We start from the raw sequence: 14,079 nt of genomic DNA on the forward strand, positions 1-14,079 counted from the left end.
CGCAGGGCCCATCGAACGAGATCGTCGTCACCGCGCCGTACACGGTCACTCCCGAAGAGGGATTGAACAACGCGCTGGACTCCGTCGGTTCGCTGGCCGAGGTTACCTACAACGATGCCTCCGACATCGAAGCCGCCGCTGCGCTGGCCGCGCGCTCGGATGTCGCGATCGTCATGGTCGGCGACATCTCGCGCGAGGGAGTGGACCGTTCCGATCTCGCACTGCCGCACACCGATGGGGTGGATCAGGATGCGCTCGTCTCCGCCGTCGCGGCAGCGAACGCGAACACAGTCGTCGTGCTCAAGAACGGTGGACCCGTGCTGCTTCCTTGGCTGGACGAGGTTCCCGCAGTGCTGGAGGCATGGTATCCGGCGCAGGAGGACGGCAACATCGTGGGCAACCTGCTGGTCGGCCTCGAGAATCCTTCGGGCAAGCTTCCGATCACGTTCCCGACGCAGGAGCGCGAGGGCGCCACGGCAACCGTCGAGCAGTGGCCCGGCATCGACCCCGATGGTTCAGGGCCGCTGCCCTTAACCGCGACCTACAGCGAGGGCCTCGAGATGGGGTATCGCTGGTATGACGCCAACGATGTCGCACCCACATTCGCCTTCGGATACGGCCTGTCGTACACCAGCTTCGCGCTTTCGAACGTGACGGTGACGCCGGGTTCGAACGACGGCACGGCGCCGGTCGAGGTGTCGTTCTCAGTCAAGAACACGGGCGAGGTGCGTGGCGCTGAGGTCGGACAGGTCTATCTCGGGCTGCCTGACGAGGCGAACCAGCCTCCCAAGCGTCTGGTCGGCTTTGATAAGGTGACGCTGAATCCCGGCGAGAGCAAGCGGGTGTCGGTCACGATCGACCCCGCAGCATCCAACCACCCCCTGTCGGTGTGGGACGAGGATGCTGACGGCTGGAAGATCGTCGAGGGCGAATACTCCGTTCTCATCGGCAATGCGTCAAACAACATCACGCTCGAGGACAGTTTCACCATCAGTGGTCCTCCGTTCGACATCGCGACCGAGGCATCGACCCGCACTCTCGCCGGCAAGGCGTACGTGACAGCAACGGTTATCAACAACGGTGAGATTCCGCTCGATGTCGTTCTGTCCACGCCGTACGGCGACAAGAAGTTCACCGCTGTGCAGCCCGGCAAGAAGGCGAGCGTGTCGATCAACTCGACATCGGCATCCATCCCGTCAGGGACCGTGACGGCGACAGTGTCGGGAACGGTCGACGGTGAGCTCGTGACATACACATCGACGGCGGACTACGCCGCGGCCGGTTAGTCGCGACGGGTGGGCGCGGCACTCTCGCGCCCACCCGGACTCCGCAAGACAGACAACACATTCATCTTTGAAAGGCAGTCTCATGAAGAGAAACCTCCTTCGCATCGGCGCGGTCAGCTTCGGCGCGCTCGTGCTGGTCTGCGCCGGCTCTGCCGTCGCTCTCGCCGACGACCAGGACTCCGTCGACGTCTTCGTTGACGTCGCCCCCGTCGAAACCCCCGGCGTGCTCGCATTGTCCGTCGACTCGGGCGAGACCACGCTGACCGAGTCGGGGTCAACCGACGCGGTGCGCCAGTTCACCGGTGTGCTGCCCAACGTGACAGTCACCGATACGCGCACTGCCGAAGAGATTCCGGATGGCGCAAATTGGTATGTTCTCGGATCGGTGAGCGACTTCACCTCGGACGATGCGACGATCTCGGCCGACCACTTCGGGTGGTCGCCCCACTTCGTCGGGGGCGACGATGAGGGTGACGGAGTCGTCTCGGTCGGTGGCGACGTCGAAACCGTGCTCGACGGCCAGCGGGGGCTGGTCGATCAGGAGCTTCTCTATCTGGGTGACGCTCTGCCGGCAGTCGACGGGGGCGGGTCTTGGACGGCCAACGCCGACCTGTTTTTGCGCGTGGCCGCCTCCACGACGCCTGGTGAATATGCGTCCGTGGTGACCCTGTCGCTGTTCGAGTGATCTTCGCGGCGACGAGTTGACTTCGACTCCTTCGCGGGCCGGCCAAGTGTGCCGGCCCGCGAAGGAGTCACGAGATGAGGGTGCGATGCTGAGAAATGGGCAGGGCGGTCGACGTCGGGCCAAGGTGCTCGCGGCAGCGATCACCGCGCTGGTAGTGGCGGGGTTGGTGCTTCCCACGAGCGCGTGGGCGGCGCAGTCAGACGACGACTCGGATACCGTGACCTGGTCGGTGCAACCGGCCGGCGAGACCGGCGCCGACGGTCGAGCGTGGGCAGAGCTCACCCTCGATCCCGGGGAGAAGACGACGGACTATCTTGTCGTGACGAATCACAGCTCCCGCGATGTGACGTTCCGGCTGTCCGCGGCTGACGGCTATTTCACGGGTACCGGTCGATTCAACATGCTTCCGATGGACCGGCAGTCGGTCGACGCCGGCACGTGGATCGACGTTCAGCCGTCGGTTCGTGTCGCGCATGGAGGTGAAGCGGTGGTGCCTTTCACCATCGATGTGCCTCAGAATGCGACGCCCGGTGATCATCTCGCCGGTGTCGCGGCCGGCATTCTCTCAGACGCTGACTCGGGCGAGGTCGGAGTCGAGTCCCGGGTTGGATTCCGAGTGATGACGCGCGTGATGGGTGAGCTCGTGCCGCAGATCGAGACGGACGTGTCAGCCGTCTTCGTTGGATCGATCAATCCGTTTCTCCCCGGTGAGATCCACGTGCGGTACGACATCCAGAACACAGGCAACGTCAGGCTCGGTGCGGCACCGGAGGTGACGGTAGCGGGACCCCTCGGAATTCTGCCCCGTACGGTGGTTGCCGACCCGATCGCAGAGATCGCACCGGGCGAACATCGCACATCATCGGTCACCGTGCCGTCGCAATGGCCGTTCTTCGTCTCGACCATCCGACTTGCGACGTCCACGTCATCAGTCAGCGATGCCGCACCGATCGACGCGACTCCCTCCTCGGTGAGCACCGTCGCCATTGCCGCGATGCCATGGTCGCAATTGGCTGTGCTCCTGTTCGCAGCACTGCTGATGGTGGTGTGGCGCCGCAGTCGTCGTCGACAGATGGCAGAGGTGGAACGCAGAATCGACCAGGCTCGAGCAGAGGGACGCTCATCGGCGTCGGTCGCGCCGGGTACCGAGTCTTGATCGCGCTCGCCATCGCGATACTGTTCACCGGTGTCGTGCCGGCGCCGATGAGCGGTGACGACGGTACGGTGACGGTCACCGTAGAGATCCCCGCGCTCCCTGCCGCACAGCACCCAGCACCGCCGGTCACTTCACTCCCGGTGACCGGACCGCCGGATATGACCCTCGGGTTGCTGATCGGAACAGGCGCCCTGGTCCTCGGCATCGGGATGATGCTCGCCTCACGTTCGGCCGGCCTGCGCAGGGTGCCGACTACTTCGCCGCCAGAGCCTCAGAACCACGGGGCCTGCTGAGAAGACGCGAACCGTCCCCGTCAATCATGCGGAGTCGGAGGGGATCGTCACGTTGAGCGTCGACATCAGCCAAATGACGGCGGCATCAGTGATCTGATCGACGGATGCCGCGACATCGAGGACGACTCCGTTCTCGTCGGCATCGAGCGGCTCGAGCGCGGCGAGCTGTGACGGGAGCAGCGACGCAGGCATGTAGTGGTCTTCACGTGCGGCGGCGCGTTCGGCGAGAAGCTCAGGGTCTCCGGTCAGGTGGATGAAGAGCACCCCCCGCGCTCGCAAGCGCAGCCGGTCACGATAGACGCGTCGCAATGCTGAGCACGCGAAAATACAGCCGCCGGATGCGGCGCCGGCAGCGAGCTCCCTGCCCACTTCGTCGAGCCACGGCCACCGGTCGTCGTCGCTCAGGGGGATGCCGGATGCCATCTTGGCGACGTTCTCCGGAGGATGCAGGTCGTCAGCGTCGCGCCATTGCACGCCGAGACGCATGGCCAACGCCGACGCGACGCTGGTCTTGCCCGATGCGGAGACACCCATCACCACGATGGGGGGCAACGCGTCACCAGTCATGCACTGTCCCATCGGCGAGTCGGTTGTAGGGCAGGTATGCCTGCTCGTAAGGGTACTTGCCGGCCTCGTCCACGTTGAGTTCGACACCGAGGCCGGGCTTGTCGCCGGGATGCAGCATCCCGTTCTGCCACGTAAAGGACTGCTCGAAGACCTGGTCTGTCTTCGCTCCGTGCTGCATGTACTCCTGGATGCCGAAGTTATGGATGGCCAGGCCCAGATGCATCGCAGCGGCCATTCCCACTGGTGAGATATCCGTCGGCCCATGCATACCCGACTTGATCTGGTACATAGCGGCATAGTCGAGAGTCTTCTTCAACGGGGAGATGCCGCCCATGTGCGTGACGGCGCCGCGGACATAGTCGATGAGCTGTTCGCGAATGATGTCTTTGAAGTCCCACACGGTGTTGAAGATCTCGCCGATCGCCAGCGGGGTGGTGGTGTGCTGGCGCACCAGGCGCAGCGCCTCCTGGTTCTCGGCCGGGGTGCAGTCCTCCAGCCAGAACAGGTCATACGGTTCGAGCGACTTGCCAAGCGTGGCAGCCTGGATCGGCGTCATTCGATGGTGGCCGTCGTGCAGCAGCGGCAGCTCGGGACCGAACTCGTTGCGAACAGCTTCGAACACCGTCGGAATGTGCCGCAGGTAGGAGCGAGTATCCCAATCCTCTTCCACAGGCTTGGCACCGCGGCGGGCTGGCTCATGGTCGTACCGCGCCTCCCCACCGCCCGCAGCGGCGGCCTGCGACGCGATGCCGTAAATGGCCTTGAGTCCTGGAACGCCGGTCTGCACTCGGATGGCGCGATATCCCTTCTCAAGGTGCTCGTGCACCGAATCGAAGAGTTCGGAGATTTCCTTGCCCGACGCGTGTCCATACGCGAGCAGCCCGTGTCTGCTGGCGCCGCCGAGCAGCTGGTATACGGGCATACCGGCAGCCTTGCCCTTGACGTCCCACAGTGCCATGTCGACGGCGGCAATCGCCGCCATTGTCACCGGTCCGCGCCGCCAGTACGCGGATCGGTATAGAAACTGCCAGGTGTCCTCGATGCGATGGGCATCACAACCGATCAGCAACGGCACAACGTGTTCGGTGAGGTAGGCCACCACCGCCAGCTCGCGGCCGTTCAATGTGGCGTCGCCGAGACCGGTCAGCCCGTCGTCTGTTGTGAGCTTGAGGGTCACGAAATTCCGGTCGGGGCTCGTGACGATGACTTCTGCCTTGTCGATCCGCATGGTTCCTCCGTGAGTGCGCGCGTCTACCACGACGCTGAAAACCAGTACACCAGCCCGTACACGGAACGGCAATCGGTTGCCAGTTGTTGCGTCGTGGTGCACCCTGGCCTGTCGCCTCAGTCGGTGGCGGACAGGCGGCTGCGTACCCGGGAGATGAAATCCTGATCGATGTCGGCACCGACCAAGCTGAGCAGCGCGGAGACCGGATCAGCGGCGGATACCGCAGCGCGCACGGCCGCACTCTCCCGGTCGGGAGCGGCAATGCCGACGCGTACGGCTCTGATCCATGTCGTCAGGGCAGCGGCACAAGCTGCAGCGTCGTCGCCCTGCCGGCGCAATCGGGTCGCGATCGGCACAATTCGGTAGCGGACCTTTGTCGTGGTCTCAGCGGCGATCTGGTCGAGGCGATGCACAATACGGGCGTTGGCGAACCGCTCTGCGAGTTGCCGGCGATAGTCGATGTGCTCGACGGAGTCGGGGAGGCACCTGACTGCTTCGGCCCAGAAGGCCTCTACCAGGTCACGGCATGCGGGGTCGGCGAAAGCGTCAGAGACCGTGGCTTTGTCGCGGGCAGGACCGGCGACCGCGAGGATTGTGTGAGCGCCGTTGAGTAGCCACAGCTTGCGGTCCTCCCATGGGCAGATATCGTCTACGAAGCGTGCGCCGGCGTTCTCCCATGCCGGCCTGCCCGCGGGGAAATCGCCTTCGAGGACCCAATCCGCGAAGGGCTCGGTGACAACCGTGCCCTCATCGTGCCATCCGGCCTCGATGACGACGGGAACTTCACCAGTGTGGGCCGGTGTGATCCGATCGACACTGGTGCTGACGAACGCGACATTGGCCGAGACCCACGCACAGAGCCCGGCGTCGACCTCACCGGCCAGCGCCGTCAGCGCTCGGCGGGAGATGGTGCCGTTGGCGGGAATGTTGTCGCAGGACACGACCGCCAACGGCCCGCCATCGGCGGTGCGACGTGCCTGCAAACCGGACAGCAGGCGGCCGAGTGGTGTGCGAGGCGCTGTGTCGCGGGCGGACGGCGGTCCCGTCCGCAACGCCCGGATGTCCGCCTGCACGTCGGGGTCGCTGAGATCGAGCGCGCCCTGACCGTCTACTCGGTAGCCGGCTTCGGTGATGGTCAACGTCACCACGCCGACCTGCGGGCGTGAAAGAAGTTCGCGCAGGTGGGCGAGGTCTGCGCCGTCATGCGCTTCGCTGATGCTCGTCACGATCTCCACAGCATCGTCGTCGGCGTTGCGCGTGACGAGCGCATAGAGCCCGTTCTGTGCGGCCAGCGTCTCAGCGGCGTGTGGCGAGCGTCCGGTGAAAGCGGCAATGCCCCACCCGTCTCTCGCTCGCTGGGTATACCACGCTTGGTGGGCGCGGTGAAAGGCGCCCAGGCCCAGATGCACGATGCGCACCGGCGCGGGGCGCGAGGAAATGCCCGCGGCAGCGAGGTTTTGCCGGGTCAGATCCCTCACAGCTTGAAGACTTTTCGAGGCAGGCTGTCGACGAGGTCTGTGGCGATCCGCTCGGCCCGCGCGATCGAAACCCGGCCCTCACGGACGAGCCGCGCGAGGAAAGCCGCGTCGAGGCGGCGTGCCATGTCGTGTCGTGCGGGGATCGAGAGGAAAGCGCGGGTGTCGTCGATGAAGCCCGCGCCACGATAGAAGCCGGCGGTCTCGGTGACCGCAGAGCGGAATCGTTGCACTGCATCGGGCGCGTCGAGGAACCACCAGGGTGCTCCGATGAACAGGCTCGGATAGAAGCCGGCAAGCGGCGCGATCTCGCGGGAGAAGCTGGTCTCGTCAACGGTGAACAGCACGATGTGCAGATCGGGCGCGAGTCCGACCCTTTCCAGCATCGGGCGGAGGTTCTCGGCGTAGGTCGTCGTGAGGGGGATGTCGTGGCCGGTGTCCGCCCCGAAGCGGTCGAACGTCGTGCCTGAATGGTTGCGGTACACCCCTGGGTGAATCGTCATCACAAGGCCGTCGCGGCTGCTCATTTCAGCCATGCGCAGCAGCATGTTGCCGCGGAAGGCACGCGCCGCTCCGGCATCCATGTCACCGCTGAGGGCACGCGTGAAAAGGGCGGATGCTTCGGCTTCGTCGAGCTCGACGGTATACGGTTCGCGCACACCGTGATCGGCTGATACCGCGCCGTGCGCGATGAAGTACGCACGGCGTGATTCGAGCGCCTCCAGATAGCCGGCGAAGTCTCCAGGAGTCGTGCCCTCCATAGCAGCCAGCCGCTCGACGCGCTCCGCGAATCCGGGGACCTCTGGGTCCAGATATGCATCGGGGCGGAAGGTGGGCAGCACACGACTGGGGAATGCCGGATCTGCGGCGAGAGCGGTGTGGGCCGCGAGGTCGTCGAGGGGATCGTCTGTGGTGGCGAGCACCTCGATGCCGAAGTGATGAAACAGCGCTCGCGGCCGGTAGTCGTCGCGGGCCAGATGCATGGTGATCGTGTCGTAGAGGACATCGGCGGTCGCCGAGTCGGGCTCGACGTCAATATCGAACAGTGTCGCGAACGCGTGGGTGAGCCAATACCCCGAAGCGGTGCCGGCGAACAGATGCCAGCGCTCGGCGAACCGCCGCCAGATAGCGCGGGGGTCGTCTCCGGCCGATGTTCCCGCCCCGAGGTCGGCGAGATCGACGCCGTCGGCGTGAAGCAGTCTCGTGACGTAGTGATCACGCCGGATGAACAGCTCGGCCGGATCGGGGAACGGTTCATCGTCCAGCAGGAGACGAGGGTCGATATGCCCGTGGGGAGAGATGATCGGGAGGTCTGCGACAGCAGCGTAGAGAGCGCGCGCAGTCTCCCGCGTCTGCGGGTCCGCTGGGAAGAGCCGGTCGGGATCGAGTTCGAGCTTCATTGACACGGTTCAATCTTGAGAGGCGGTGAAAGCGGACGTCAACCGGTTGCCATATGTGGCCGCGGACCACTCGGACGCCCAAGTAGGGCGGCGTGCGCGTCAGCGTGCCTCGAGATCGAGCCCGACATGCGCGAAGCCTGCTCTGCGTACGGCACGGACCACGGCGCCGCGCAGTGGCTCATCCGCGAGGAGCGGCAACTGCTCGAGCGGAACCGCAAGCAGCGCCGCGTCGCCATGCGGGCACACGCGCACGGCGCCCAGACCGAGCCGGAGCAATTCGCCCTCTGCGGTTTCCACCCCACTGGTGTCTTCGTCGTCCACGCGTTCTCACTCCGTTCCACCGGCGATCGCGCCGACGTGTTGCATCGACAATTGCACGCCGCGGGACACAGTCGCACAATTGTTGCCGTCAGTTGCCGTTGATGCTGGCACACACGCCAACGGGAGTGGCCATTGGTTGCCATCGCCGATGGGGTCACATAGCATTCGCCACATGGTCGACCGATCCCGCGCAAAGAAGACGGAGAACTCGAGACCGACGATTTACGACGTCGCCGCTGCGTGCGGTGTCGCGCCTTCGACGGTGTCGCGTGCATTCGCCCGTCCAGGCCGGGTCAACGCCGAAACCGCCGAGCGTATCCGTCAGGTGGCAGCTGAGATGGGGTACCGCACGAATCCACTTGCCCGTGCACTGCCGACGGGACGCACGTCGCTCATCGCGATCGTCATCGCCGATGTCACGAATCCCTTCTTCTTCGAAATCCTGCGTGGCGCCGAAGAGACTGCGACTGAGGCCGGATACACGCTGCTCGTCGCCGACGTGCAGGAGTCGATCGAGGCCGAACGACGCGCCCTCGACCGCATGATTCCGATGGTTGAGGGCATTGTCCTGGCGACGTCCCGGATGTCCGACTCCTCGATCCGTGTCGCAGCCAAGCAGCGGCCAACCGTCGTGCTGAATCGCGCCATGAGCGACATCGCGAGTGTCGCAACCGACAACGCGCTCGGCATGCGTCGTGCGGTCGAACATCTGGCCGATCTCGGACATGTCTCGATCACATACGTCGCAGGCCCGGACGCCTCATGGGCCAACGGCATCCGATGGCGAGCGATGCGCGAGGCGACGCAGGAACTGGGAATGCGCGCACGCCGAATCGGACCGTTCGCGCCCACGCAGGCAGGAGGTCTCTCCGCAGCGGGCGAGCTCGCAGCTACGCCGCCGACTGCCGTCATCGCATACAACGACCTGCTGGCGATAGGTCTTCTCCGGGGGCTTTCGAGCCTCGGCATCCGTGTTCCCCAAGACGTCTCCGTCGTCGGATTCGACAACATCTTCGGTGCCGACTTCTGCACGCCGCAGCTCACGACTGTGGCGGCTCCGTTGCGACAACTCGGCAAGGTCGCCGTTCAGACCCTGCTGAATGATCTGGGCGGGCCCGCGTCGGGGCGTGCTGTCTCACGGGGGCCGCTGAAGACCGCATTACTGCCGGCGCGTCTGGTCATACGTGAGTCGACGGCGCGCGTCGAGGCTCTCGCCGAATGATCCTGTGAACCTGTCACGCTGCGGCTGGCGGGGGGAATGATGCGGGCGTGCCGCGCAGGATACAACCTCAAGACAAGGGCAACCTATGGCAACTGGTTGCCAATCCGTTTGTCCCGATGGATGAATGAGTAGGGCGAGGTCGCCGGAGTCGACGACCGAGCGCGACCCCACACAGCGAACGGTGAGTGCACCGCGCACCCGGGGCGATTTCACCGGGGGAGTTCCGTCCGCGAGACGGAGCGTTGCGCCCCCGAAGTCCAGAACTGCGATCAAAGGAGAATCCCATGCGGACCAAGACCCGAATCACGCTGTTGGCGACCACTGCGGTCGCAGCCTTGAGCCTCGCCGCATGCAGTGGCGGGGTGTCCGGCGACGACAGCGCGACGACCCACACCATGAAACTCGCCCTGAACCAGGCGCAGACCCACCCTTCGTTCATCGCGCTGGAGAAGTTCGGCGAGGACCTCAAGGCGGCCACGGACGGTCGCTGGGACATCCAGGTCTACCCCGACGGTCAGCTTGGCCCCCAAGACGAGTACGTCCAGCAGGTCAGCACGGGCACGGTCGATCTTGCGATCGTCTCGGCGCCCCAGCTGGAGAACTACAACGACGACTTCGTCGTGTTCAGTTTGCCGACCGTCTTCGACTCGATCGATCAGCAGATGGACATTTTCGCCAACAAAGATGTCGTCGGCGACCTGTACACGTCGCTGGAGAAGGACAACAATGTCACGGTGGTGGGTGGGCTCACGCAGGGCGCGCGCAGCATCTATCTCAAGGACAAGATCGCCCAGACCCCGGCCGATCTGAAGGGCAAGAAGATCCGTGTGCAGCCCAGTGAGGTCTTCGTCAAGATGATGGAGGCGTTCGGGGCATCACCCACCCCGATGGACTTCAGCGAGGTCTACACCGGTCTGCAGTCGGGCGCCATCGACGGTGCCGAAAACAACGAGATCTCATATCTGAGCACGAAGCACTACGAAGTCGCCCCGTACTTCTCGTTCACCCGCCACCTCATCGGTGCCGACTTCCTCGTCATCAACACGAAGACGCTGAACGAGATGTCGGATGCGGACCGCGGAGCCTTCGACGACGGCTGGGAGTCCACGTGGAAGAACCACACCGAGATCTGGAAGACGGACACCGACAAGGCCATTGCCGATGCAAAGGCGGAGGGTGCCACATTCGCTGAGGTCGACAATCAGGCGTTCCTCGATGTGCTGACGCCGGTCGTCCCCAGCCTGCTCAAGACCGACTCGCAGAAGGCGCTCTACGACTCGATCAAGGCAGCCGAGCAGTAATACCTATCCACGACGATCGGGCGGGGGGCGCCGGTGGTGGACACCGCCGGCGCCCCCGGCCGGTCACCACGACAACGACGCGCACCGCAGCGGTCGCGGCCCGATGGAGGGCATCATGAGCACACCACCCGTACCCGACGATGAGCCGCATGGAGGCACTCCTCCCGGCGGAGAGCATGGTCCCGTGCGCTGGGGCGGACTCGTCAGAGTCCTATCGGCGATCCGTCGTGTCGTCAACGCGGTGCTGGCGACCCTCTGCATCATCCTGTTCGTGTGGCTGGTCGTCGTCGTGGCCTGGCAGGTGTTCACCCGTCAGGTGCTGCACAATTCGGCACCGTGGACAAGTGAAGCGGCCACCTACTCCCTGGTGCTTCTCGCGATCATGGCGATCGCGTACGTGTACTCCGAGCGTGGACACATCGCGGTCGAGATGTTCGTGCAGAAACTGCCCGAACGCGGGCAGACGATCATGGGCCTCGTCATCGAGCTGATCGTGATCTTCTTCACTGTGTTCGTGTTCATCATCGGCGGTGCGCGCGTGGCAGAGAGCACGTGGCACCAGAAGATGGCGATCCTGCCCTTCTCAGTGGGTGAGGTCTACGTCGTGCTCCCCCTCGCCGGCGTACTGATCGTCTTCTACTCCATCGCACACATCATCGGCATCCTGTCGGGCGCCGAGAAGGCGATGCCCGAATTCGACGAGAATGCCGAGGCGATCTGACATGGATCCGATCACCATCATCGCGAGCATCGTCCTGGTCGGCGGTATCGCCCTCGGCATCATCATCGGGCTGCCCGTCGCCGTCGCGATGGGTCTCCCCTCAGCGCTGGCCATTCTCCTGCTGTTGGACTGGGACGACGCAGCCTTCACGAGCGCTCAGAAAATCTTCGGCGCGAGCAACTCGTTCACGCTCTTGGCGATACCGCTGTTTATCCTTGCGGGCGGACTGATGAACACCGGCGGCATAGCCACGCGCCTTATCGACCTCGCCCTCGTGGTGGCCGGTCGACTGCCTGCTTCGCTCGCGCAGACCACGATCGTCGCGAACGCCATGTTCGGTGCCGTGTCGGGTGCCTCGGTCGCCTCCGCCGCGGCGGTGGGCACCGTGCTCACCCCGCGGATGCGCAAGGAGGGATACAGCCCCGGGTTCGCGGCGACCGTGAACGCGGCATCCTCTCCGTCGGGCATGCTGATCCCACCGAGCAACACCTTCATCATCTATGCGCTCGTGTCGGGCGGCTCGATCGGCGCCTTGTTCATGGCCGGTGTCGGGCCGGGCCTGCTATGGGCGCTGATTTGTGTGCTGATGGTCGCCTGGTACGCGCGTAAGCGCCCTGAGCTGCGGGCGACGGGCCCGCGTCCGACCTTCGGGCAGGTCGTGATCGTGTTTCTGAAGGCGATCCCCGCTCTCCTCATGATCTTCATTGTGATCGGCGGCATCATCCTGGGCTGGTTCACCGCTACCGAGTCGGCGGCCATCGCCGTGATCTACTCGTTCGTGCTCGGCCTCATCCAGCGCACGCTGCCGTTCAAGGCGCTGCCGGGCATCCTGCTCGAGGCGACCAAGGTGACCGGCATCATCATGTTCCTTATCGGCGTGTCCGGCATCCTCGGCTATGTGCTGGCGTTCGCTCGGATTCCGCAGCTGGTCACGACCGGACTGCTTGGATTCACGAGCAACCCGGTCGTGATCCTGTTGATCATCATGGTGGTGCTGCTGCTGGCAGGCACCGTCATGGACCCGACTCCGGCGATTCTGATCTTCACGCCGATCTTCCTCCCGGTGGTCACGGCCGTCGGAGTGGACCCGATCCACTTCGGCGCCATGATGGTGTTCAACATGTGCCTCGGCAACATCTCGCCGCCGATCGGGAACAACCTGTTCGTCGCGGCTCGCGTGGGAGGGGTGCGTATCGAGACGGTGTTCAAAGGCATCTGGCCGTTCTTCTGGGCGTTGTGCATCGGCCTGCTGATCGTCACCTTTGTACCGGTGCTGTCGACGTGGCTGCCGACCGTCATGGGGTTGATGGGGTGACCCGATTCTCGTGACCGAGCCGCTTTCGACCGTCGTCGTCGGGTGCGGCGCGATCGGCAGGACACACGTGGATGCCGCACTGCGGCATCCACGTCTGCGGTTGTCGGGGCTCGTCAATCGCACCGCGGCTCCGGCAGAAGCGCTTGCCGCCGACGTCGCCGCGCGCGAGGAGTCGTGCCCGACCGCCTACACGACGCTCGACGAGGCCCTCGAGTCACGGCCCGACCTCGTCGTCATCGCCACGCCCAGTGGCCTGCACGTGCAGCAGGCATTGGCCGCGCTGCGCGCCGGGAGCCACGTGCTGATCGAGAAGCCGTTGGACGTCGACCTCGCTCGGGCCCGCAGCCTTGCAGATGCCGTCGCGTCCACGCCAGGTCAGGTGTGCAGCGTCGTCAGCCAGCATCGCTTCGATCCGGCTGCAGGGGTTGTGAGTGACGCGATCACGGCCGAACGGTTTGGTCGAGTCACGTCGGCAGTCGCTTCTGTTCCGTGGTGGCGACCCCAGTCCTATTACGACGCCGCGCACTGGCGGGGGACGTGGGCGCTGGACGGTGGCGGAGCGCTGATGAACCAGGGCGTGCACACGCTCGACCTGCTTCTCTGGTTTCTCGGGCGGCCGGTGCGCGTCTCGGCTGAGACCGCGCTGCTGGCGCACGACGGCATCGAGGTCGAGGACATAGCCGTGGCGACGATCCGCTTTGCGTCGGGCGCGCTTGCGGTGCTGCACGCCACCACCGCCGCTTACCCCGGAATCGGTGTGCGGATCCACGTCATGGGGTCGGCTGGCTCGGCCGTGATCGAAGACGACCGACTTGAGTACTTCCACACCGGCGCCGACGAACGATCCGGCGCCCGTGGGGTACAGCTTTCGACCCCGGCGCGTGTGCCCGGTGTCGGCGGCACGAGGGGCGCCCAGAAGGTGGATGTGCTCGGCCATCTGCGGCAGTACGACGACCTGATCGCCGCGATCGACGAGCATCGCCGACCACTGGCGACCGTCGACGAGGCGCTGCTCGTGCTCGCGGCTGTACGTGCTGTCTACACCTCAGCGCAGCTCGGGCACCCCGTTCTCATCGACGACGTCCTGCGCGGATAGCACGCGCGAGGAG

The 14,079-nt window shown here is 65.0% G+C and carries 14 protein-coding genes; 9 read left to right on the forward strand and 5 right to left on the reverse strand.

From position 1 onward, the window contains the following. Positions 1 to 20: 20 nt before the first annotated feature. The 4 genes from ET475_RS07745 (at position 21) to ET475_RS17825 (ending at position 3,420) form a co-directional block, all read left to right on the forward strand. Positions 21 to 1,286, forward strand: a complete 1,266-nt coding sequence (locus tag ET475_RS07745) for a glycoside hydrolase family 3 C-terminal domain-containing protein (protein ID WP_277985772.1) — start codon at positions 21 to 23, stop codon at positions 1,284 to 1,286. An 82-nt stretch (positions 1,287 to 1,368) separates the two neighbouring features. Next, a complete protein-coding gene (locus ET475_RS07750; protein ID WP_129388184.1) occupies positions 1,369 to 1,971 on the forward strand; it encodes a hypothetical protein in 603 nt (200 codons plus the stop codon). 85 nt (positions 1,972 to 2,056) lie between these two features. Continuing rightward, positions 2,057 to 3,127 (forward strand): hypothetical protein, encoded by a 1,071-nt coding sequence (locus ET475_RS07755; protein WP_129388187.1) that lies wholly within the window; start codon positions 2,057 to 2,059, stop codon positions 3,125 to 3,127. Then, positions 3,124 to 3,420, forward strand: coding sequence for a hypothetical protein (locus tag ET475_RS17825; RefSeq protein ID WP_165310814.1), 297 nt, complete (start codon positions 3,124 to 3,126; stop codon positions 3,418 to 3,420). The genes ET475_RS07755 and ET475_RS17825 overlap by 4 nt, the downstream gene beginning before the upstream one ends. A gap of 24 nt (positions 3,421 to 3,444) precedes the next feature. Here ET475_RS17825 and ET475_RS07760 read toward each other — a convergent pair whose 3' ends face one another. The 5 genes from ET475_RS07760 to ET475_RS07780 form a co-directional block, all read right to left on the reverse strand. Then, entirely contained in the window at positions 3,445 to 3,987 is a 543-nt protein-coding gene (locus ET475_RS07760) for a gluconokinase (RefSeq protein WP_129388190.1), read from the reverse strand. Further along, positions 3,977 to 5,215 carry a D-mannonate dehydratase ManD gene (gene manD, locus ET475_RS07765; protein WP_129388193.1) on the reverse strand — a complete coding sequence of 413 codons (1,239 nt, stop codon included), beginning with the start codon at positions 5,213 to 5,215 and terminating at the stop codon, positions 3,977 to 3,979. Before manD ends, ET475_RS07760 begins: the two co-directional genes overlap by 11 nt. Positions 5,216 to 5,331: 116 nt before the next feature. Further along, positions 5,332 to 6,693, reverse strand: a complete 1,362-nt coding sequence (locus tag ET475_RS07770; protein WP_129388196.1) for a mannitol dehydrogenase family protein — start codon at positions 6,691 to 6,693, stop codon at positions 5,332 to 5,334. Further along, complete coding sequence (gene uxaC, locus ET475_RS07775) at positions 6,690 to 8,090, reverse strand: glucuronate isomerase (protein WP_129393782.1); 1,401 nt, start codon at positions 8,088 to 8,090, stop codon at positions 6,690 to 6,692. The genes ET475_RS07770 and uxaC overlap by 4 nt, the downstream gene beginning before the upstream one ends. 99 nt (positions 8,091 to 8,189) lie before the next feature. Beyond that, a complete protein-coding gene (locus ET475_RS07780) occupies positions 8,190 to 8,411 on the reverse strand; it encodes an adenine nucleotide alpha-hydrolase family protein (protein ID WP_129388199.1) in 222 nt (73 codons plus the stop codon). Between the two features lie 172 nt (positions 8,412 to 8,583). Between ET475_RS07780 and ET475_RS07785 the strand changes: the two genes are divergently transcribed. The 5 genes from ET475_RS07785 to ET475_RS07805 all read left to right on the forward strand — a co-directional run bounded on the left by ET475_RS07785 (position 8,584) and on the right by ET475_RS07805 (position 14,066). Next, a complete protein-coding gene (locus ET475_RS07785; RefSeq protein ID WP_129388202.1) occupies positions 8,584 to 9,633 on the forward strand; it encodes a LacI family DNA-binding transcriptional regulator in 1,050 nt (349 codons plus the stop codon). A gap of 284 nt (positions 9,634 to 9,917) precedes the next feature. Next, on the forward strand, positions 9,918 to 10,934 hold the full coding sequence (locus ET475_RS07790; RefSeq protein WP_129388205.1) for a TRAP transporter substrate-binding protein: 1,017 nt from the start codon (positions 9,918 to 9,920) through the stop codon (positions 10,932 to 10,934). A gap of 115 nt (positions 10,935 to 11,049) precedes the next feature. Beyond that, positions 11,050 to 11,655, forward strand: coding sequence for a TRAP transporter small permease (locus tag ET475_RS07795; RefSeq protein ID WP_165310816.1), 606 nt, complete (start codon positions 11,050 to 11,052; stop codon positions 11,653 to 11,655). 1 nt (position 11,656) lies between these two features. Continuing rightward, positions 11,657 to 12,970 carry a TRAP transporter large permease gene (locus tag ET475_RS07800; protein WP_129388211.1) on the forward strand — a complete coding sequence of 438 codons (1,314 nt, stop codon included), beginning with the start codon at positions 11,657 to 11,659 and terminating at the stop codon, positions 12,968 to 12,970. A gap of 10 nt (positions 12,971 to 12,980) precedes the next feature. Continuing rightward, the gene (locus ET475_RS07805) at positions 12,981 to 14,066 is read left to right on the forward strand and encodes a Gfo/Idh/MocA family protein (protein WP_129388216.1); all 1,086 of its coding nucleotides are present in this window, start codon (positions 12,981 to 12,983) and stop codon (positions 14,064 to 14,066) included. The last annotated feature ends 13 nt before the right edge of the window (positions 14,067 to 14,079 follow it).

The organism is Microbacterium protaetiae (assembly GCF_004135285.1).
GTDB classification, from domain to species: domain Bacteria; phylum Actinomycetota; class Actinomycetes; order Actinomycetales; family Microbacteriaceae; genus Microbacterium; species Microbacterium protaetiae.